Consider the following 21369-nt stretch of genomic DNA (forward strand, 5'->3'; position numbering starts at 1 on the left):
GGGCTAGGCGTTATTGAATATGGTTTATTTTCGCCCACTCATCCAGCTGTTTTTGTTTTTCCGCGATGACTTTGTCAATGCCTGCCGATTTCAATTTGGCGATAAACTCCGGAAGCGTCTTATCAGGATCTAATGTCCCCGTATTCAATCCGTTCAAGTATTGCTTCTTAATGTTTTCAAGAGACGTATATTCCGTTTTCACAGCCTCGGGGTTAAAGTTAAACCCAAGCGCTTTGGATTTCGTCGAGTTTGTATTGAACTGAGCGGTGGTTTTCCAGATGTCCGGGGCATTCCCGTTAAAGACATATGACAAGAATTGGTTCCCCATCATAAAGTCCCAATTCGGTGCATATCCGATGTTCTTGGTGTCAACGCCCGCAGCGAAGTCGATGACGTTATCGGCCACTTTCTGATAGTGCTTGCCTTCGATTCCCCAATCGAACAAATTCACGAGATCTTTATCCGAATAGAGCATGTTCAGGAGCATCATGGCCCGCTCCGGATTTTTGGAATTTTGGGGGATCGCCCACATAATACTGGTAACATCGGTGGTGGTGGAAACAGGTGGCTTGATTTCCACCGATACCATCGCGGTACCTGCAGTTATTGATTGTTGAGCATCGTAACCAGGCTTCATATTGGTGATATAACCGAACGCTTTTCCCGCCTTGACCAACTGGTTGCCGGTAATTTGATTCGTCGCGGCATCCTTCAGAATGTATCCTGATTTGTACCATCTTCTAAGCGTTTTCAAGAGTTCCGCATATTCCGGCGTTTCGTAATAATTGGTTACCTTCAAGGAATTGTAGTCCATCAGAACACCGTAATCGTCCCCAAGCGAATCGCGATTATTATAGCCAAGCAGCATCCCATAATCACCGCCTACTGCAGGCACGATCGGTGCCAAGTCCGGCTCGTTGTCCTTGATCGTCTTCAAAACCTTCTCAACGTCAGCCAATGTTTTGATCGCAGCAATGTCAATTTTGTACTTATCAACCAAGTCTTTTCTCATCATAAATCCAGTATTGGTGGCAAAGTTCCGAATCGAAGGAATCCCGTACACCTTGCCTTTTACTCTCGGCGCGTTCAGGTAAGCCGGCTCCAATGCGCTTTGAATCCCCTTGCCATACTTTCCGATCAAATCGTCAAGCGGCGTCAACTGACCCTTCAGTGCTTGGGCCGCATATGCGGGGGCACCAATAGTGACCATCAGATCGAGCTTCTCCCCAGAGCTCAGCATCAGATTCATCTGCTGCTGCCAGTTACTGAATGGAACGACCATGATTTTTACGGTTGCATTGATTTTTGCTTGGGTGATTTTATTAATTTCTTTCTGAACCAGCGCCAAATCCTTGGGCTCTGCCAACGCGCTGGGAGCCGCGAGGACAATCTCGTAAGGTTCTCTTATTACGTCATTCACGGCACCAGGGCTTGAGGAAACTTCGGAAGAGCTTGCTCCACCCTTGTCCGATGAATCGCCGCTGCCATTGCTCGAACTGCAAGCGGAAAGCAACATGAACACCATCGCGAGCGAAATCATACCCGCCATACTACGTTTCATTCTTGTCATCTTGTTACCCCCTTGAACTAGGATTACTTACATCACTTATGTTATCTCATCTGTGAAACGACTCTCTAACAATATCGAGACTATTTCTTATCACTTTTCCGACTATTGATTTCTCTCGCTACTCCCCGAATTTTTGCCGATACTCATTGGGATTTAAACCCGTTTGCTTCCTGAACACCTTGGAAAAGTAAGCAAAATAGGTAAAGCCAACCTCCAATGCGATCTGGCCGATCGACATCCCCGTCTTCGCCAGCAGTTCTTTGGCCAGCTTGATCCTCTCCTGCAGCAGATAATCCATGATAGAGATTCCCGTTTCCTTCTTGAATACCCTCGACAAATAATCGGGGTTCAGGAACGCATGATTCGCGATCTCTTCCCTGGATAACTCGCTCTCGCTCAAATGCTCCGCAATATACTGCTTGACAGCCTCCACCATGGCAGCCGCATGTTCCATAACGGCCGTACCGGATACGACCTTGGCAATGGTATGCTGGATCCAAACCATCATATCCTTGACGGAACAGCTCGCGTTGCGGGACATCTCCATCGAAGAGGGGTCGCACAATACTTGATGGGCAGGCGTTCCTTTGGAATGAAGAACAAAATAAACCATTTGCAGGAAGTTTTGATGAAACTCCTGCAACAGCTTAGCATCGATTTCACCGCTAGCGATGAGATGGCTGAAATAAGCGTCCACATCATGGGCGACTTTGTCTCCATTTCCTTGTTTCAGATACAAGGACCAGTTGCTCATATCTGGCAAGGAAACCGATATGGCTACTGGAGGCGCGGCGCCGGTTAACAGGAAGACTTTATTTTCGAAAGCAACGTTATTTTTCTCAAAGCGTTTTAATTGTTCCAGCCCTACCTGCAACTGCTGCGGTTTGGTCTGATTACCGATATAACAGGACAATTCACAATAAAAAAAACTCCGGCAGGAATCGATATACGCCTCGCAGTTTCGCTGCAAAGCTTCCATATCATCGCTTTCTTCGCAAGGCAGAATAATGAGGATCGCTCCCCGATCGATCGTTAAAATTTGCCCGCTCATTCCTTTGCCCGCGATCAATTCCTCGGCTGAATTTTTAAGCGCATATTCCATGATTTTCTCTTCCCGCAGCGTCAATTCCTTTTGCCAGCGGTGGATACTGACAAGTATAGGCACGAACAGCATGCTCTCCGTCACTGGTAGATTCCGTTCGGTCAAGACGCTTTGGATGGCGCTAGACTCCGATGGAATCACTTGGTACAACAAATCAAGCCAGAATCTCTCCAGCACAACCGGATGATGATAAGCCCACAATTTCCGAATCTGGTTCGTTTCACTGATTTGGTTCACTTTCCCTTGCGCTTTCCGGACCACTTGCTCCAATTCTTCGTCCGACGCAGGCTTCAGTAAATAATCGAGGCAGCCGAGCTGTATCGCTTGCTTGGCATACGTAAAATCCGCATGACTCGTTAGAAAAATCGTCTCCAAATTCGGGCAGTAGCTTCTCACCCACTCCAGCAGCTCCAGTCCGCTTCCTTGCGGCATTTCGATATCGCAAAGCATAATATCAACCCGATGCGCAAGCAAAATTTCTTTCGCTTGTCGAATATTATAGGCAGAGTGGATGGACGAGATATGTAGGCTTTCAAGGTTCATACTAGCCATCAGGCCTTTGACCACATGGATTTCATCATCGACAATCAGCATGCTGTACATGGTTGTTGTCCTCCCAGCTTCTAAGTTTCGGCCGTATTTAAGGGCAGCCACATCTTCACTACCGCGCCGGTCGGCGTCGCGTTAGAGAACTCGATCTGTGCTCGATCCTGATACAGCAGGTTCAACCTCCGTTGGACATTCCAGATGCCGAGATGCTCACCCTGTTCGTTCGTTAAACGACTTCCTTGCCTGATAGCTTCCAGAACGGAATCGGGAAACCCTTGCCCCGAATCCTGAATGACGATCTGAATGCATGGCTCCAACCCTTGCTCTACGATATCGATCGAAATGGCAATGCGGGTAGGCTCGTCCAACGTAACGGAATGCTTGATCGTATTTTCGACAAACGTTTGGATAATGAGCGGCGGCACAAGGACATTAAGTACATAGGGAGGAATGGAACATTCGCTGGAAAGACTGTCCATAAATCTCAATTCCTGAATACGAAGGTAGTTCTTCGTATGCTCGATCTCATCTTGAATGTGAACAAACTTCATCGTGCTCTTGAACATAAAACGAAAATGCTTGATCAAACATTGCGACATTTCCAGAATTAGTTCATAGTCCTTCACTTTGGCCAAACTATAGATGATATTTAGCGAATTCAGGAAAAAATGCGGATTGATCTGAAGCTGCAGCGCCTGCAGCTCCTCCCTTTGTTTGCTGATCTGTTCTTCGTACACGTCGTTTTTCAACCCTTGAATCTGCCCCATCATGTTGTTGAACGTGGCATGGACGTATTCAAATTCAATCGACGAGGGAGAGGGTTCGACTCGAGCGCTCAGATTACCAGTGTGTATTCTTCTCATCGCCGCCATTAAGCGGCTAAGGGGCAGCAAAATAATTTTCCTGAGGAAAAACAACCCCAGAGGAATGAAGATAAGGGTAATAAAAGGGATCATCGTTGCAAGACGTTGAAAATAAGGAAGCTTCTCCAAAATTTCATCGTCGGGAATCAAGGAAACCAGACTGAAGTTTCCCTTATCGGACTGTTCCCCGACTACCAGTACCTTTTTCTTGTCGCCGGAGATCTTGTACCCACTCGCGCCGATCACAAGATCAAGATAGTTTCCTTCAGAAAGGGAAGAATCCGTCATAGCCGTGCCATCCCTCGTCGCCAGTAACATCCCTCCGCTTGCGCCGAAACGGATCTCCTTCAAAGGTGCGATTCCATTGCTGGCCCTAACCCAAGCGCCGAAATATAGGCCACCTGACTTAACCGTGTGGAACAAATAATACACATTGCCGATCCGCCGTGTTTCCCAGCTGTTGGAATAAAACCCGTTAATGTCAGGGGTTGCCTTCAGACGATCTTGAATATCTTGCTGAATGTTCATTGTTTCATCATAATAAGCGCTCTGGCTGCTTTGCACTTGCAAAAAATTGTCCCACTTGGGGGATAGTACGAAAAATCCATTGATGGATTTGTACATGATAATATCGTCGTTCAGCTTTCGATACAGTGCAATCTTTGCCTTATAATAGTCTTCTTCCGTTTCGGCCTTGTCCATCGCGAACAATTCCATCCCCGTGCCCGCCATATTATTGATATACTTGTCCACATCCTCCAAACCGGAATCCATGCTCTTCATATACAGGTTCATCATATTGCTGTACGATTCCGCTACCTGATTGCGGACAACGCTAACGGCATAGGCGTTGCTATAAATAAGAATGACAATTAAAGGAACAGTCAGGATCAAAACGCCGCTGATGAGCTTGACACGAATTGAACGAAAGGATAATTTGCCTGTAGCCGATATCATAGTACTCCCGCCTCTTCTTTGTAGCATGCTTACTCCTTCATTTATAACAAGAATCTTGTCAAATAAAGAAAGCCCCAACGCAGACGAGGCGGTGAGGCTGGCGCAATCCAGGATTACCCTTTGACTGCTCCAATGGCGATTCCTTTGACAAAGTATTTTTGGAAGAACGGATACGCTACCAAGATCGGAATGACCCCCAAGACGGCAATCGCCATCTTCATCGCTGCAGTCGGAGCCAAGGCAGCTTCGCTCGCGGGACCGGACCCAAAATTATTTGAAGCCAAAAATTGTGAGTCCGATAAAATCCTGTTGAGTAGGTTCTGAATGCCATACAACTTGGAGTCTGTTAAATAAATGGTCCCATTCGTCCAATCGTTCCAGTATAGAAGCGTTTGCAGCAGGCCCGTCGTCGCCATGATCGGCATCGAGAGCGGAAGGACGAACGACCAATAAATTCGCCATTCGCCGGCACCGTCCATATTCGCTGACTCGATGACAGGCATCGGGATGGACGTCTGAAAGAACGTTCTCATGAGCATAACCGAAAAACCGTTCATCAATATACCTGGGATAATGAGCGCCAATATCGTATTTTTCAAATCGAAAATCTGCGTATAAACGAGGTAGGTGGGCACGAGCCCGCCATGGAAAAGCAAGGTCACGAATATGCATAACGCAATCGCGTTGCGTGCCGGAAAATCCGCTCGCGAAATCGGATAGGCCAGCAAGGACGTGATGAGCAAGCTGATAGTCGTTCCCATGACCGTCACAAAAACTGTAACTCCGTACGCCCGAGCGATAGACGATCCACCGCTGAATAAGTAGGTATATGCCTCGGTACTGAACACTTTCGGTAAAAAGGAATAGCCGTTTTGCAAAATTTCTTTCTCATCCGTAAACGATGAAGATATCAACAGAACAAAGGGGATGATGCATGCTGCCGCAAGTAAAACAAACATTAGATGGCCGAACCACTGCCATGCGCGATTTTCCGTAATCATTTGATCTCCTCCTTCTTGCTAAAACAAAGCATTGTCTTTGCTGAGCTTACGGACGATCATGTTCGCACTGATAACAAGCACGAAACCTACGACCGATTGGTAAGCGCCGGCGGCAGCCGACATCCCGATATCCCCGGTCCCCAACAGCCCACGAAACACGTAAGTGTCGATAACATTGGTCGTATCATAGAGCGAACCGGAATTCATGGGAACTTGGTAAAACAAGCCGAAGTCGGAATAAAAAATGCGACCGATAGACATCAATGTAAGCATGATAATAACCGGCATAATAAGAGGAATAGTGATTAATCGGATTTGTTGCCATTTGCTTGCACCGTCCAATTTTGCCGCTTCGTAATACTCCTCGTCTATTCCGATGATCGAAGCGTAGTAAACGACAACGGAAAAACCGATCCCTTTCCACATATGCACCAAAGTCAGAATGAACGGCCAATACTTCGGCTCGAAATACCAGTTAACTTCATCCATTCCGAGCGCCGGCAGCACTGTTTTGTTCATAAAACCGGTATCCAGGCTTAGCCCCGCATAGACCAAATAACTGATGATAATGATCGAAATCAAATGCGGCAGCAAAATCACGCTTTGATAAAAACGGGCGAAAAACTTATTTTTGATCTCGTTCAGCAGTACAGCGAAGAAGATCGGCAACGCGGTACCGAGAACAATCCATGATCCGTTGTATAGAATCGTATTCCGCGTAATCACAAAAGCATCGGATGTTTTGAACAAATACTCAAAGTTTTTAAATCCAACCCAGTCGCTTGCCCAAAATCCTTTCGTAAAGTTAATATCTTTGAAAGCGATGGTGATTCCGAGCATCGGGAGGTAGTTATTAAAAAATAAATACGTTAAACCCGGAAGCGTCATCAGAATAAGCGGTACATATTTGCGCCATTTAGTTCGTTTTTTTACTGGTACATTTGTAAGTGAAATCTTTCCAGATAGTTGTGCCACATGTATTTCTTCCCTTCATCCTGTTATACCAATCATCCTACCTCAAAGCGATATTCCGCCTCTAACAGAATTCCGACTTTTCATTAATGATTCTCTGACTTTATAGCGTTAACCCGCCATCAATCGCAATAATCGATCCCGTCATGTAACTGGATTTATCGGAAGCCAGGAATACAACCATTTCCGCCATTTCGTCAGGCTCGGCAAATCGTCCCATTCGCATGTTTGATAACTCTTCCGGAATGTAGCCAGTTTCCATCATCATCGTTGAAACAGATTTCGTTAAGCTTGTATCTACGCCTCCCGGACAGATCGCGTTGACGCGAACTCCCCGTTTCACGTACTCCAGCGCCGCCGCTTTCGTCAATCCGATTACAGCATGCTTACTCGCGGTATATGCCGCAATGCTGTGTTCAGGCCGAATTCCCGCTGTAGAAGCCGTGTTTATTATAGAGCCATATCCCTGTTTTTCCATAACCTTGATAACATGCTTCAACCCTAGAAAAACACCTTTTACATTAACACTCATGACGCGGTCATACTCAGCTTCTTCAATGTCCGTCAGCATAGAAAATTTCTGAATGACCCCAGCGTTGTTAAAGAATGCATCTATACCTCCATACGTATCGACGGCCAGATTGACATACCGTTCGACGTCTTCGTTCCTCGATACGTCGGCTTGAACGAAGATACCCTCCCCGCCTTGTGCACGGATAATGGCAATCGTCTCTTCCCCCGTTGATCGATTAAAGTCGACGGCAACGATCCTAAAGCCCGCTTGCACTAATTTTAAGCATGACGCACGACCGATTCCGCTTCCTGCTCCGGTTACGACGACAGTTTGTTCCCGTTCCGAATTACCATTAACTCCCATTTTCATTGCCTCCTATGAAATATTATTGTTGAACAAGTCACCTTCCACATCAGTTTTCAGCGTGGATTTCGATGTGTTAGCAATCATGTTATTTCAAAACTGCATGCTGTCTCTAACAAAATATCGACTTTTTGATAATGCTTTTCTGACTTTTAATCCGTCTACAACCCTTACATGAATCAAAAACGAGTCTATAATCGCATGAAAGTCGGAAAAGTGACAATGAGAAGTCGGAAATAGCTTAGAACATTGGCCGAGTATACAATACAATAAATTCGAATTACCCAATGAATTGCCGTTCAGGCACATAATAATGAGAATATACGCAAGGCGCCAAGAAGCAGAAATTTTACTGGAGGGGATATTATTTGCGCACGATTATGGTCATGTTTGATACGTTAACCCGTCATTTGTTGCCGCCTTATGGAGGAAATTGGGTGCATGCGCCGAATTTCACGAGGCTTGCGGAGCGTACCGTTGTATTCGACAACAGCTATGTGGGCAGCATGCCGTGCATGCCAGCGCGCCGGGAGCTGCACACAGGGCGCTACAACTTCCTTCATCGCAGTTGGGGGCCGGTAGAGCCGTTCGACGACTCCATGCCGGAGCTTCTGAAAAAACAAGGCGTACATACCCATTTGGTCACCGATCATCAGCATTATTGGGAGGACGGCGGCGCCACCTATCATAACCGGTACAGCACATATGAGCTCATTCGCGGTCAAGAAGGCGACCTATGGAAAGGGCATGTGAAAGGTCCGGAACTTGAACAAAAGGTACCCCTGGAAATGATGAAACCATCGCGCCGCCAAGATCAAATCAATCGCGAATATATTGCTCGGGATAAGGAAGAGGAGTTCCCGCAAGCCCAAACGTTCACGAGAGGCATGGAATTTATCCGGAAGAACGCAGAAGAAGATCGCTGGTTCCTTCAGATCGAAACGTTTGATCCTCATGAACCGTTCTATGCACCTCAGAAGTATAGGGATCTGTATCCCCACGTCTACAGCGGTGGAACATTGGATTGGCCTCTCTATGGACCTGTCAGGGAAACGCCGGAGGAGATCACCCACTTACGCTTTGAGTATGCTGCTCTTCTGAGCATGTGTGACGCTTATCTTGGCAAAGTGCTTGATTTGATGGACGAGCTCGATATGTGGAAGGATACGATGCTGATCGTCAATACCGATCATGGCTTTCTTCTGGGCGAACACGATTATTGGGCAAAATCCTCCATGCCGTGGTACAACGAGATTGCCCATACCCCGCTGTTTATATGGGATCCGAGAAGCGGAAAGAAAGCCGAACGTCGAAACAGCCTGGTGCAGATGGTCGATATGGCCCCGACGCTGCTTGACTTTTTCAGTCTGCCGCTGCCATCTGGCATGACCGGCCGTCCTCTCCGGGAAACCATTGAGACGGACAAACCGGTGCGTGAAGCTGCTCTGTTCGGCACCCACGGCGGACATGTGAACTGCACCGATGGGCGATACGTATATATGAGGGGCCCGGTACATCCCGACAACGGTCCGCTGAACGAGTACACGCTCATGCCGTCCCATATGAAAAATATGTTTACTCCCGGGGAGTTGCAAAACATTGAATTGCATAAGCCGTTCACCTTCACGAAGAGCTGCCGTACATTGCAAATTCCTGTAGGATTCCAATGGATGAATCCTTATCAATATGGAACCAAGTTGTTTGACCTAGAAAGCGATCCAACACAGTACGACGAACTTCATGATCCGGCAACCGAGCTTCGTTTCATTCGCATCATTGCGGAGTTGATGATCGTGAACGATGCGCCGCCCGAGCAATTCGTCCGTTTGGGCATACCGGAAGACGGAATCATGAACGAGGCAAGCCTTGCGCAGCAGAAAGCGACCATATTGGAGCATGCCAAAGTGGACCTTCTGCAAGACGTGGAATGGACGCGCGGTGCGCAAAATCAGTGGCGCAGGCTGCTTGCCGTGATGCCAGCGGCTGCAAGAACGCATCTGATGCAAGGCTTCGAGCAGTTTGCTAAAGGCATGGGATTCAAGCAAGTGAACCATGACGTCATCCTGACATTCGCCGAGCATGCAGTGCCGCCGGAGCAAAAAGATTTAGTAAGAAGCTTTCTGCTCCTTGCTAGTCGAACGAATTAGCGTCTATATCCGGACACATAGTCCCGAAGTAACTGCGCGTATTTGGGTGGCTTGAGATGTTGGCTTAACAGCCAGTTAGCGCTATTTCTTTTTGTCGGTAATGTAACAAGAATCTTATAAATCAAATGAAGATCCAAGCTAAACTCAATTTTTGTGAAATCAGGCTGCGACAGACTATCAAGCTTCTGTTTTTCACCAAATGGTTGTATAAGACTTAAGGTACTTAAGGTATGACATCTATGCAAGTCCGTATGAAAAGACAGCCCGAACTTTGGTTCAGGGCTGTCTTTTCATGTAGTAATGTTTTTGTTTCCTGACATCAATCTTAATTTTAGTATAGTTTTTCATAAACAAACCCGCCCGTTACTTTTATCTCGATATCTAAGTGTACAAACAACTAACCGGTCTCTCATGTTTAGTTAGTAAAAAGCCGGCTGTGTGAAACCTCGGAATGGTCCCCACTCCCAAGATGACTTACCGCAGCCAGCATGACTTATTCGATTACAAATGAACCGATGGTTTCTTTGCTATCCTTGTATCCGATTCGAACCGCCTTGGCACGAATAATCGTGGTTCCTTCCAACAAAATAAACGGCTTCGTATAAAGCTTCCAAGACGGATTTAGTCCCTTATCCGTCGTGTAAGCAATGGATGCTCCTTGCGTAGCGCAGTGCAGCAGAACTGAAGTCGGTTCGATGTATTCACCGTTTGCGGTAGCTTCTCTTCCGGGCAGTTCGCTATTCAGCGGGATGAAAATGGGCGCAGCGGTTTGCGGCTGAACGCCGCCGGGATACATCTGAGCCACCATTCGTTCCTCTGGAACGTCGCCCCATACATCGTATTGATCACGCCAATCGTCCAAAACGGTTCGAAGTCTTTCCAATTCGACTCGATAGACAGGATCGTCCGCTAAATTGCTTATTTCATACGGGTCATTCACGCAATCGTACAGTTCCTCGACGGGCCGCTTATGCTGCATCAAGAGCCTCTGATCGCCCTCCAGTTGCCCGGATAGCTCCAGCCTCCAAAGTTCTTGGAAAGCCGCATGCTGGTGACTGAATTGAATCCATTGCAAATACGGCTTCTCCGGATAGTAATTACGAATGTATTTATACTGCTTGTCGCGTGCGGCACGAACCATATCATAGGATTCGTCGTAACGGTCTCGGGTAGCAAAGATGTAGTCTCTCGATTTCACCTGCTCGCCCAAGAAAGGCTGCCCTTGCATATGATACGGTACGGTTGTTCCCGTCAATGAAAGTACGGTCGGGCCCAAATCCTTCACCATGATCGCTCCACAGGAATACGATGGTGTTCTCAGCTAAACCATCCTCCTCCAACTGCTGAAGGAGTTTGCCGACAAACTCATCGGCCTCGGCGATCAGATCATAGTACTTAGCAACCGACTCACGTGTTTTCAGTGTATCGGGCAAATAAGGCGGCAACTTAACCAATTCCGGATCTGTAACTCGCGGAATATCCTCAACAGCTTCCGGATCCGTATACTTTCGAATCATATTCCCCCACATGCTGCTCTCATGCGTCAGCATATGGTTGAACACAGCGAAGAATGGCTGCCCCGGCTCACGATGACGCCAATGCGCCTCCCTCCCATTCTCGTCCCAGGCAGTTAAAGGAGACGGGAATTGATAATCCGTCTTCCAATTATTCGTACAGAAGTAACCTTCGGCGCGCATATATTCCGTGAACGTCTTCACATGAGCCGGGGGGACGACAGCATAAGGTGTAGGCAATTCCGGCGTGAATTTATTGACATGCTCCGTGCGCATATGGTGCGCTCCAATCGCCGTCGGGTACATACCGGTAATGATGGATGAACGACTGGGGGAGCATACACCTGCCGTTGCAAATCCGTTAGAGTACAAAGTTCCCGCTGCCGCCAGTTTGTCGATGTTTGGGGTGCGAGCCAGCGGATCCCCATAGCAGCCGAATCGGGGACTCGTATCCTCTAAAGAAATCCATAGAATATTAGGCCTATTGGTAGATGTAGTTGTCGTCATTGCTATTGCTCCCTTCCTTCCAGCTTCTATTTCCATGACATTCTCTCGCCACTTGGATGCCCGCTAAGACATAACTCGGCTCTTGCGGAATCTCGCCGGGATGTCTCGGAAAATGAGGCTGGGCTTCGTTATTGTAAGTTTTATTGTGATAATCTATGTTCAGCTCATGAACACAGTGCGAACCGACCATTTCCTTATGTCTGTCCAGCTCTTCATCTGTCAACCAATCAGCCAGCGGATCCGATGCAAAGGGGTTCCCAAATTCCTGTGGCGCACTGTAAGGCGTATGAGGATCCCAATAATTAACATAAAGGAACCAATTATCCTTGCTCGCGTTGCGCTGAACCCAATCCCATGCCACTGGCGTGACATGCTCGGCCGACCAATTTTCATATTTTACCTTATTTAGGTTTTCATTAAATCCGGCATAGAAGTGGAAGGTCGAATGTCTTTGTGCGAACGGAGTGATCAATACCGTGTTTAAATCGGCAGCTAAACCTAAGTAGGAAGATAGGAAGAGAGCCACCTCGTGTCAACTTGCCCACCAGCTCGCGTTCGGTCCCTTCCAGCTTCATGTCACCGGCGGTACCGCCATGCCTGACAAGACCGTTGACGAATTCGAATTTGCCGCTCACCAGCGCTGTCCGGGAAGGTGCGCAAGGGGCATCGGAGGTGTAATAATTCGTAAATCGAACGCCCTCTGCCGCAATGCGATCAATATTTGGTGAAGTATTTCGCTGATAACCATAACATCCCAAGTGATCCGAGCTCGTCGAATACAAATCCAAAAACAATATCCTCATACTTTGTCAGCTCCATACAAAAATCCCCCGAGAGAACCACATGCATTGCATGTGATTCCTCAGGGATATTACCACAGCCTTATTCCGTATAAGACTTGTTTATTTCTTCAATGATTTTATTGCCTCCGCCTGCCAGCCAATCTGCGGATGCTTTCTCAATGGCGGATACCGGCTCGCGGCCCATGATGATTTTCGAGACCGTTTCCATGAACTTAATGTTCAGGTTGGCGCCGACCTTCGCCCCCGTTTCAGATTCCAATCCCGCTCCATTATTTTTCCACGAGTGTTTTTCGTTTTGTGTGAACATGTCTCTGATCATCTTATGATAAGACGGGTCCTCCCATTTGTACATCTGAATACCCGGGTCGAATGGGCGGAATACCCAGTTGTTCAACAGGTTTTGACGGTCTTTGTCCGCTGCTTCTAACTTTTCAAACTTACCGTCGGACACCTTCTTGTAATGAACTCCTTCGATGCCGTTCTTAATGAAATCCGAGCCTTCGGAGGAAAGGAAGTAATCCAGAATCTTCAGAATCCGCTGCTGCTTTTTCGGATCGATCTTCGCATTGATGACATTTTTATCGAGCATTTCAAGGTTTAGGGTACCTGTCAAGCCTGTAGGACCTTTTGGAGGCTCAATGGCTGTAACAACCGCGGTAGGGGCCAATTTTTTAACTGCGTTCAAGTGATTTCTCCAATCATTCGGATTCAAATAGGCAAAGCCTACCTTGTTCGCTTCGAACTTTTCTACCGTTGATCTAATTTTATTAACGGCGAAATCTTTATCCAGAACGCCTTCATTATAGGCTTTATTCATAAATGTTAGGAAGTTTTTCCATTCTTCCACTTGTGTTTGATATGGAACTAATTTACCGTTTACATCTTTCCATTGGTTGTATAATCCGAAGCCTGCCATAATGAAGTTAGCATCGACAATCGTATTGTTCGTTTGATCGTAATAGAACGAAAATCCGGTTGTGTCCTGCTGTCCATTGCCGTCCGGATCTTTCTTTGCAAACGCTTTAGCTACCTCGTAAAACTCGTCGATGGTTTTAGGAGCAGACAGGTTCAATTTTTTCAGCCAGTCCTCACGTACGCTTAACGTATCTCTATTTTCTGTTAGATAGTAAGGAAGGCCGAGCAGCTTACCTTTCGGGTTAAGCGAGTACAGCGGAGCTTTAGGAATTTGGGACAAGTTTGGATATTGGCTCAGCACAGGCTGGATATCCAGAAACAGCCCCTGCTTTTTCCACTTATTAAACTCCGGGTTAAGCACCAAGAACACATCAGGGAAATCGTTCGAAGCCGCAAGTACATTCAGTTTCTCTTTATAGTTAGAAGCAGGCACCCATTGCATCTTAAGATCGACATTAAACTTTTTGTTCAATTCCTTGATCATCGAGTTGTCATCCGGCCACCCCCCCCCTTGGAAGGAACGCGCCATCCAGGTTATGCTCAGCTTTTCGCTCATGTCGTCAGCCACTGCAGTTTTACCTTCGTTTTTTTGCGGTGAGGCGCTTCCAGCATCCTGATTAGAACAGCCTACTAAACTTATCGAGATTGCAAGCGCACACAAAACCAATAACTTTTTCTTCATATGTTTTCCCCTTTCGTTCTTTCAGCGGTTATGTGGTACATCGTTATCATAGAGCAACGGAGTCATTTTGGCGTTACACGATTCTCTGATTTATTAACTAGTATCGCTACAATCGGATATACAAAGACGTTTCTGATCATTGTTTAATGCCAAAAGAAGAAGACCTGATCTCCTAGGTCTTTCTCGGCATTCCTTACTTCGATTCGATATAATCGGCTGCACAACGGAAGCCCATATTACCCGAAGAGCTATCCGGCGTATTGGCCGTTCTGGCGGCCACACGATACCGGTTGCAGTACGACCTATGGCACAGGTACGAACCGCCGCGCATCATTCTCGCCTGTCCGGTCGATGGCCCCTTAGGGTTGACCGGCTTCTCCGTTAAGTGGAAATCCTTGCTGAACCAATCCTCGCACCATTCCCATACATTTCCAGACGTTTGGTATAATCCGTAGCCGTTCGGTGGAAAAGCATGCACCGGCGAGGTTCCGATGTAGCCGTCGCTGGCGTTATTTTTTTCCGGAAATTTCCCCTGCCAAATATTGCACATATGCTTGCCGTCCGGTTTGAGAACGTCTCCCCAAGGATATCTCTTTTGTACGAGTCCACCGCGTGCGGCATACTCCCATTCCGCCTCCGTCAGAAGACGCTTGCCTGACCACTTGCAGTAGGCCATCGCATCGTTCCATGACACATGCACCACTGGATGGTTCAGACGATCCTCAATAGTCGAATCCGGCCCCTCCGGATGTCGCCAATAAGCGCCTTCAACCGACCACCACCATGGTGTTTTCTGCACCAATTGTGTGACCTTTTGAGCTGTTTCCTTCGAAACTAGAAGATGGAAAACAAAGGACCAGCCGAACTGCTCAGCTTCTGTTTTATAGCCCGTAGCGTCAACAAATAGTTTGTACTCCGCATTCGTGACCGTGTACGGGGAAATATAAAATGGACTAACGGTTACGTTGCGAACCGGCCCCTCGCCATCCGAAGGAAAGCCCTCCACATCATCCGTACCCATCAGAAAAGTGCCCCCATCCAGCAAAATCATCCCTTCTCTAGTGTCAGCTGTACACCTCGACGATGTGGAAAAAGAAGCTTCAAGTTGGAAGGTTGTCCCTGAAGAAGCTGGTCTTGAGGCCCCGCAGCACGACGGTTTATTTTCCATGAAAAACATCCCCCTAATGTAAGCTAACTGTAAATTGCGACGCCCGATAGGCCTGAAATGATAATAACGTAAAAAGGATGCATGCGAAACCGAACATGGGCCAGCAAGGAAGCACTAAAAAAGAGCATAGCCCAGAGCATCTCCATGATCAGGTCGCCGATATTAATGGGATCATGGCATAGCCGCCGCCGAACGTCACCGGATCGACTTTGAAAAATGACCAATAGATTTGTCCCAGCAGCGTCCAGGAAATGGATTTCATCTTAGCACCTCTATTCTATTCAATGACATGCAGCCTAGTAGCCGATTCCGGCACCGGCCATCTCTCGTGCTCCTTTACATCCGTGGCCAGTCCCCACTCCGCCAATAATCGATGATGCTCTACTCTTACTTGATGCTTCTCAATGATGGAGGGAATATCCCACGATACATCGAGCTCCGCTTGGAACTGCTTAGCGATGTCTGCTCTTTCGTGAATCACATTGTGCATCTCCAACGGATCGGAACTCAGATCGAATAATTGATTGTGCTCCTCATGAAACGCATAGGCGACATACTTCCAGCTTCCCTCCCGCAGCATGCGCCCAGGAACGTTGCAACCTTCCAGCATGGCTACATATTCACAGACGATGATGCGCTCCTCATCTTCCTCTCCCCCGCTCAGCAGCGGCTTCAAGCTGATACCATCCTGCCTTGGCGGCGTTTTCGCTCCGGCATACGCACAAAGCGTTGGTCCCAGATCCATGATGCTAACTGGCTGAGAAATGGTACGTCCTTGAGCGACTCCCTCTCCTTCAACAATCATAGGTATCTTCGCCGATCCCTCGTAAAAGGTGTTCTTCCCGATCAGTCCGTGCTCCCCGGCTTGCTCTCCGTGATCGGAGATGTAGACGAACATGCCAGGTCTGCCGCTGCGCTGCAGGTACTGGTTCCAAGCTCCTCGCACTTCCCCAACCTGACTGTCAATCGTTTCGATCATTCCCAGATAGGCCGCGCGAAGCCTCTTGACATTTCCCTCCGTCAGCTGATGCTGTTGACGAAGCTTTCGCAGGAAGGGATGACCGTCATCGTGCAAGAACGACTCCGGAATGTCCACCTGCTCTTTGTAGTACGTGTAGCGTTCCGGCGGTGCAACAAAAGTATGGTGCGGGCCGTATGTCCCGACGACGATGCATTGCGGCTTACCATGGTCCTGCTGTAAATAGTCCAATGCCGCCTTGATGACCGCTTTATCGTATTCGAGCACAGGCGATGTCCCGCCGCCGATAATTTTCAAGCTTTGATTCGCCATCGTACCGACATATGGACCGAGGTCTGACCTTGCCGGGCCATAGCGACCCCAGAACAACGGTGTTAGCTCCCCCATAATTCTGCGCGTAAACCCGTGCCGCTGATCCTCACCGAGAAAATGCATGCGCCCACACAGCACGGTCTCATAGCCTTGCGCAGCGATGCCGTGCAGAAAGGTTGTTTGATCGCTGCCAAGCGCTCCTTCATTCGTGTAAATGCCCGTTTTCTCCGGCAGCTGTCCGGTTAGCATTGACATTCTCGAAGGAACACAAATCGGGCATGAAGTATATGCCGTGCTCATCACAGTACCTTCTTTAGCCAATTGATCCAAGTGCGGCGTGCGTACCAGCATGTGCCCTTCATAGCCAACATACTGCGCGTGATGCTGATCGCTTAAAAATACTAACATGTCTGGTTTACTGTTCATGGAAATCCCCCCTCATTGTTTAGCCCTTTACCGACCCCATCAACATGCCTTGATTGAAATACTTCTGCATAAATGGATATACAGCCAGCAACGGAGCTGCCGTAATCAGGATTGCCGCCATCTTAACGGCCGGGGTGTAAGCAAAGCCCCCTGCACCGTCTTCCATACTGGAATCGGACTCAAGCAGCATTTGTCGCAAAAACACCTGAAGGGGCATATCCGACGAGTTGTTAAGAAAAAGAATCGCGTGAAAGTAAGTATTCCAGTTTTGAACCGCGTAAAACAGCGTAAAGGTAGCGACAGCAGGCATCGACAACGGAATCACGATTTGCCAGAACAAGCGGAATTCGGAGCAACCGTCGATACGAGCCGATTCCTCCAACTCAGAAGGAATATTTTGAAAGAAGCTGCGCATGACAATCAGGTTGAAGGGCGCAATGGCCGTTGTCAGGTAAATTGCCCAATAACTGTTGAGAAGCCCAAGCTCCTTTACAACAAGGTACGTCGGAATCATACCGCCGGCGAAAATCATCGAGAACAGGATCATGAAATTCATGATTCGGCGGCCCTTCAGCCAGTTTTTCGATAAGCCGTAAGCCATCAAGCTTGTAAGCAAGATGTTGATGGAAGTGCCGGTTACCGTAATGGTGACGGCATTTCCGAAGGCCCTCATAAAGTTTTCGTTGTTGAATAAATAACCGTAGGCTTCTATGGTCCACTCATGCGGTATGATGAAAAATCCACGGGACACAAATTCATGCTCTGTTGCAAAGGAGCTGGCAACCACATAGACGAATGGAACTAGAATAGCAAATAGCGAAATAATAAGCAGGCTATAAATTAATCCGGTAAAAACGGGGTCCTTCCCACGTGAATCAAATGTATTCATTTTAGTAAACCCCCTCTTCTCCAGCTTTTTTGGAGAGCTTGTTAGCTAGCAAAATCAAGACTAAGCCTACGACTGATTTGAAAAGCCCCACAGCCGTTGTATAGCTGAATGCGCCTTGCAGAACGCCGGAGCGGTATACATAGGTATCGAACACATCGGAAACCGACAGGTTAAGCGAATTTTGCATCAAGTAAATATGCTCGAAGCCGATGTCCATGATATGACCCAATCTTAGAATAAACAGGATGATAATCGTCCCTTTTAATGTAGGAAGGGTAATATGCCAAAGCTGTTTCCAGCGATTAGCACCGTCGACAACGGCTGCCTCATACAACGTAGGATCGATGGAGGCAAGCGCGGCGAGGAAAATCACCACATTCCATCCAGCTTCCTTCCAAATGCTCTGCAAAATGTACACGATTCGGAAATAATTCGGGTCTGTCATAATCTCGAGCCGTTCAAAACCAGCGCCAGCTAATCCTTTGTTGATAGCTCCTTCTTGTGTCGCGAACAAAATCACGGTAATCCCCACGACGACAACCCATGACAGAAAGTGCGGCATGTAGATAGCCGTTTGCACAAATTTCTTAAACCATTTCATCCTCACCTCATTCAAGAATACGGCTATAAGCACGGGAGCCGGGAAAAACAGGAACAAATTTAATGCACTTAAGATAAGGGTGTTCTTTAACAACTTCCAAAAATCCGGCTCTCCGAACAGCCGTTCAAAGTGGGCGACGCCTACCCACTCACTTTTCAAGAAACCGCCGAACGGATTGTACTCCTGAAAAGCAATAACGATTCCTCCCATCGGCAAATAGCGGAAAATGAGGAAAAATAACAATCCCGGCAAAATCATTAGATATAACGGAAGACCTCTCTTCCATTCCTTTAACTGTGACTTTCTGAGCGCTGTCTTCTTAGGCTTCACAAGCTTTACTGTGGAATCCCCCTGCATGTTGTTTCCCTCCTGCATGAAGCATGTTATTTGATATAGCAACATCATAATGGTTTCGCTTTCATTCGTCGTTACACGATCCTCTGATTTCTAAACCACGAGACGATAAACCGGACAAGAAAAAGGCCGCCCTCCGGGTAAATCCGGTGGAGCAGCCATAGAAATCAGCTCTGCAGTTGCGGGAATGTTGTTCGTCCTGAATCTAGCTCAAATCACTGATCTCTTCACCTTGGCTGGCAGCATTATAAGTGAGAGGAATGCGAATAGAAATAACGGTGCCGCGGTTGGGAAAGGATGACAAGCTCAGACCGTAGCCTTCCCCGTATTTTAAATATAAGCGGGTGTGTACGTTGCGGATGCCAAGCGATTCCGTCTGTATGAACTCCTGATTGTTCACATGCTCCGATATTTTCTCCAGCACATGGGCAAGCTCGGCCATTTTCTCCTCCGAAATGCCTTGCCCATTATCAGCAATTTCAATCACTAAGTCATCCTTATCGTCATACGCGCTGACCAAAATTGCAGCATCCCCTGCCCTCGGTTCAACTGCATATTTCACGGCATTTTCGACGAGCGGCTGTGCGGTGAGCTTCACAATCCGGCAATCATGGAATTTCGGATGTACGGTGATTTGGCTGAAAAACTTTTTCGGAAAGCGAATATGGGTAATCTCAAGGTACTTTTCCAAGATCGTGAGCTCTTCCTTCAAGGTCACTTCATGATCCGAAATTTTGGCCGTATAGCGGTAAACGTCCGCCAGATTGGCGGCCATATTTACGACGAGGTCATCCCCGTGGAGATACCCAATACTCTTGATGACATCCAGCGAATTATACAGCAGATGCGGATTGATCTGATTTTGAAGAGCCTGAATATACGCCTCCTTCTGGCGCAGACGCGTATGCACATCCTGCAGCTTTAGGTCGGAAATCGTATTCAACTGTTCGTCCAGCTGCTCGACCATTTTATTAAAGCTGTAATTGAGCTTCTGGAATTCATTCTTCCCCTCTAGGAATTCAGCCCTTGTCTTATAGTCGCCTTGATACACCCGGTTCATATTCTGCTTAAGATGAAGTACCGGTTTAACGAATAGATTGGAGACGAGCGGTACCAGAAATATGACCATAACCGCAATGAGCGCGAACGCAAGGAAGGTGGAATTGCGCGCCGAATAAAGACCGCTGGCCATCTCATCAAACGGCATGATAGCCATTACACGCCAATCTAACACTGTGGAGTTGCTTGTTGAGACGAGCACCTTTTCCCCGTTGTAAACTTGTGTGCTCACCCCGCCTTCGGACGGTTTGGCGATTTGACGCAAGGGTGTATCGGCAATCTTGCGGCCGAGCCATTCCTTTACAGGATGATAAACGATCGTATCGTCATGCGACACTAGCATAAACTGTCCCGACTCGCCTAATTTCGACTGCTCGAAGGTAGCTTCAATTTCTTTAAGCCCTATATCCATGACGATAAAACCGAGCGGAGCCAGACTGAATTTGCTGTAGACCGGATTCATCAGTGAAATGACAGACATGCCGGTTTGCTGCGGGTACGTAATGGTATGGGTCGGAATAAGGACGCGCTGCTCGGAAAAAGGGACGGAATACCAAGGCTCAACACTAAAATCTACCATAGATGACTGGAAGCTGCGCATAGCAAGTACCCTCTTATCCGTCGACATGAGGAAAATCCCAGCCACTTCATTGTAATTCAACGCTACATGACGCCGTAGCATGGCTTCAATTTCATCGGTCTCAAAAATAGTGATGGGCCGGCTCCCTTCAAACCAGCTCTGAATGAGCTCCTCCTTCACTAGTGTCTTTGTTGTCTTGGACAGCTGCTCAATATAAAATTCGATATGATGATTCAGACGTTTCGTCGCTTCGTCCGTGACCGTATGGAAATCCTTCTTCACTGTGTTGCTATAGTTGATGTGGGAGATGATCCCCAATAGAATCATTGACAACAAACTGATCGTCAAAAATAAGACGACCATGCTCACCTTGATTGGAAAGCGAATCCAAAATTGTCTCATAGGAACCATACCTTTACTATTTATCATTTAGCTTGCGCATATCCATACATGTTCTTTCCATGGCGAGCTTAATCCTCTTTAAAGGATTAATAAAAATTAGCCAATTTTCTGAAAAGTTATCCTAAAAAAATAAAGGATGT

Annotated in this window: 17 protein-coding genes; 1 reads left to right on the forward strand and 16 read right to left on the reverse strand. The window is 47.3% G+C overall.

The window, feature by feature from the left end; all coding sequences use genetic code 11:
• Positions 1-10: 10 nt before the first annotated feature.
• The 6 genes from ACSQ8O_RS33660 to ACSQ8O_RS33685 form a co-directional block, all read right to left on the reverse strand.
• Positions 11-1570, reverse strand: a complete 1560-nt coding sequence (locus tag ACSQ8O_RS33660) for an ABC transporter substrate-binding protein (RefSeq protein WP_436245248.1) — start codon at positions 1568-1570, stop codon at positions 11-13.
• Positions 1571-1688: 118 nt separating this feature from the next.
• A complete protein-coding gene (locus tag ACSQ8O_RS33665) occupies positions 1689-3275 on the reverse strand; it encodes a response regulator transcription factor (RefSeq protein WP_436245249.1) in 1587 nt (528 codons plus the stop codon).
• Between the two features lie 20 nt (positions 3276-3295).
• Positions 3296-5041 carry a sensor histidine kinase gene (locus ACSQ8O_RS33670; protein WP_436245250.1) on the reverse strand — a complete coding sequence of 582 codons (1746 nt, stop codon included), beginning with the start codon at positions 5039-5041 and terminating at the stop codon, positions 3296-3298.
• A 113-nt stretch (positions 5042-5154) separates the two neighbouring features.
• On the reverse strand, positions 5155-6042 hold the full coding sequence (locus tag ACSQ8O_RS33675) for a carbohydrate ABC transporter permease (RefSeq protein ID WP_436245251.1): 888 nt from the start codon (positions 6040-6042) through the stop codon (positions 5155-5157).
• A gap of 18 nt (positions 6043-6060) precedes the next feature.
• Positions 6061-6930: an ABC transporter permease gene (locus ACSQ8O_RS33680; RefSeq protein ID WP_436245421.1), complete on the reverse strand. Its 870-nt coding sequence runs from the start codon at positions 6928-6930 to the stop codon at positions 6061-6063.
• A 187-nt stretch (positions 6931-7117) separates the two neighbouring features.
• Positions 7118-7891: an SDR family NAD(P)-dependent oxidoreductase gene (locus tag ACSQ8O_RS33685; protein ID WP_436245252.1), complete on the reverse strand. Its 774-nt coding sequence runs from the start codon at positions 7889-7891 to the stop codon at positions 7118-7120.
• Positions 7892-8259: 368 nt separating this feature from the next.
• Here ACSQ8O_RS33685 and ACSQ8O_RS33690 point away from each other — a divergent pair, with 368 nt between their 5' ends.
• Complete coding sequence (locus tag ACSQ8O_RS33690) at positions 8260-10038, forward strand: sulfatase (protein WP_436245253.1); 1779 nt, start codon at positions 8260-8262, stop codon at positions 10036-10038.
• Between the two features lie 493 nt (positions 10039-10531).
• Here ACSQ8O_RS33690 and ACSQ8O_RS33695 read toward each other — a convergent pair whose 3' ends face one another.
• The 10 genes from ACSQ8O_RS33695 to ACSQ8O_RS33740 all read right to left on the reverse strand — a co-directional run bounded on the left by ACSQ8O_RS33695 (position 10532) and on the right by ACSQ8O_RS33740 (position 21229).
• Positions 10532-11248 (reverse strand): chitobiase/beta-hexosaminidase C-terminal domain-containing protein, encoded by a 717-nt coding sequence (locus ACSQ8O_RS33695; RefSeq protein WP_436245254.1) that lies wholly within the window; start codon positions 11246-11248, stop codon positions 10532-10534.
• Positions 11181-12059: a sulfatase-like hydrolase/transferase gene (locus ACSQ8O_RS33700; RefSeq protein WP_436245255.1), complete on the reverse strand. Its 879-nt coding sequence runs from the start codon at positions 12057-12059 to the stop codon at positions 11181-11183. The genes ACSQ8O_RS33695 and ACSQ8O_RS33700 overlap by 68 nt, the downstream gene beginning before the upstream one ends.
• On the reverse strand, positions 12034-12420 hold the full coding sequence (locus ACSQ8O_RS33705) for a hypothetical protein (RefSeq protein ID WP_436245256.1): 387 nt from the start codon (positions 12418-12420) through the stop codon (positions 12034-12036). Before ACSQ8O_RS33705 ends, ACSQ8O_RS33700 begins: the two co-directional genes overlap by 26 nt.
• Positions 12421-12475: 55 nt before the next feature.
• A complete protein-coding gene (locus tag ACSQ8O_RS33710; protein WP_436245257.1) occupies positions 12476-12862 on the reverse strand; it encodes a sulfatase-like hydrolase/transferase in 387 nt (128 codons plus the stop codon).
• A gap of 79 nt (positions 12863-12941) precedes the next feature.
• A complete protein-coding gene (locus ACSQ8O_RS33715) occupies positions 12942-14459 on the reverse strand; it encodes an extracellular solute-binding protein (RefSeq protein WP_436245258.1) in 1518 nt (505 codons plus the stop codon).
• Positions 14460-14652: 193 nt separating this feature from the next.
• Entirely contained in the window at positions 14653-15627 is a 975-nt protein-coding gene (locus ACSQ8O_RS33720; RefSeq protein ID WP_436245259.1) for a formylglycine-generating enzyme family protein, read from the reverse strand.
• A gap of 277 nt (positions 15628-15904) precedes the next feature.
• Entirely contained in the window at positions 15905-17344 is a 1440-nt protein-coding gene (locus ACSQ8O_RS33725) for a sulfatase-like hydrolase/transferase (protein ID WP_436245260.1), read from the reverse strand.
• A gap of 19 nt (positions 17345-17363) precedes the next feature.
• Positions 17364-18233: a carbohydrate ABC transporter permease gene (locus tag ACSQ8O_RS33730; RefSeq protein ID WP_436245261.1), complete on the reverse strand. Its 870-nt coding sequence runs from the start codon at positions 18231-18233 to the stop codon at positions 17364-17366.
• A gap of 1 nt (position 18234) precedes the next feature.
• A complete protein-coding gene (locus ACSQ8O_RS33735) occupies positions 18235-19191 on the reverse strand; it encodes an ABC transporter permease (protein WP_436245262.1) in 957 nt (318 codons plus the stop codon).
• A 202-nt stretch (positions 19192-19393) separates the two neighbouring features.
• A complete protein-coding gene (locus tag ACSQ8O_RS33740; protein ID WP_436245263.1) occupies positions 19394-21229 on the reverse strand; it encodes a cache domain-containing sensor histidine kinase in 1836 nt (611 codons plus the stop codon).
• Between the last annotated feature and the right edge of the window lie 140 nt (positions 21230-21369).

Origin of the sequence: Paenibacillus sp. LjRoot56 (assembly GCF_964253335.1) — a bacterium.
In the GTDB taxonomy this organism is placed as follows: Bacteria; Bacillota; Bacilli; order Paenibacillales; family NBRC-103111; genus Paenibacillus_E; species Paenibacillus_E allorhizoplanae.

What these genes read in the sequence shown, in the direction of transcription:
- ACSQ8O_RS33680 (WP_436245421.1), bottom strand. Translation starts at nt 6,930, where the DNA reads ATGACGCTTCCGGGTTTAACGTATTTATTTTTTAATAACTACCTCCCG.
- ACSQ8O_RS33740 (WP_436245263.1), bottom strand. Translation starts at nt 21,229, where the DNA reads ATGAGACAATTTTGGATTCGCTTTCCAATCAAGGTGAGCATGGTCGTC.
- ACSQ8O_RS33725 (WP_436245260.1), bottom strand. Translation starts at nt 17,344, where the DNA reads ATGAACAGTAAACCAGACATGTTAGTATTTTTAAGCGATCAGCATCAC.
- ACSQ8O_RS33675 (WP_436245251.1), bottom strand. Translation starts at nt 6,042, where the DNA reads ATGATTACGGAAAATCGCGCATGGCAGTGGTTCGGCCATCTAATGTTT.
- ACSQ8O_RS33730 (WP_436245261.1), bottom strand. Translation starts at nt 18,233, where the DNA reads ATGAATACATTTGATTCACGTGGGAAGGACCCCGTTTTTACCGGATTA.
- ACSQ8O_RS33665 (WP_436245249.1), bottom strand. Translation starts at nt 3,275, where the DNA reads ATGTACAGCATGCTGATTGTCGATGATGAAATCCATGTGGTCAAAGGC.
- ACSQ8O_RS33715 (WP_436245258.1), bottom strand. Translation starts at nt 14,459, where the DNA reads ATGAAGAAAAAGTTATTGGTTTTGTGTGCGCTTGCAATCTCGATAAGT.
- ACSQ8O_RS33685 (WP_436245252.1), bottom strand. Translation starts at nt 7,891, where the DNA reads ATGGGAGTTAATGGTAATTCGGAACGGGAACAAACTGTCGTCGTAACC.
- ACSQ8O_RS33670 (WP_436245250.1), bottom strand. Translation starts at nt 5,041, where the DNA reads ATGATATCGGCTACAGGCAAATTATCCTTTCGTTCAATTCGTGTCAAG.
- ACSQ8O_RS33735 (WP_436245262.1), bottom strand. Translation starts at nt 19,191, where the DNA reads ATGCAGGGGGATTCCACAGTAAAGCTTGTGAAGCCTAAGAAGACAGCG.
- ACSQ8O_RS33660 (WP_436245248.1), bottom strand. Translation starts at nt 1,570, where the DNA reads ATGACAAGAATGAAACGTAGTATGGCGGGTATGATTTCGCTCGCGATG.
- ACSQ8O_RS33720 (WP_436245259.1), bottom strand. Translation starts at nt 15,627, where the DNA reads ATGGAAAATAAACCGTCGTGCTGCGGGGCCTCAAGACCAGCTTCTTCA.
- ACSQ8O_RS33710 (WP_436245257.1), bottom strand. Translation starts at nt 12,862, where the DNA reads ATGAGGATATTGTTTTTGGATTTGTATTCGACGAGCTCGGATCACTTG.
- ACSQ8O_RS33700 (WP_436245255.1), bottom strand. Translation starts at nt 12,059, where the DNA reads ATGACGACAACTACATCTACCAATAGGCCTAATATTCTATGGATTTCT.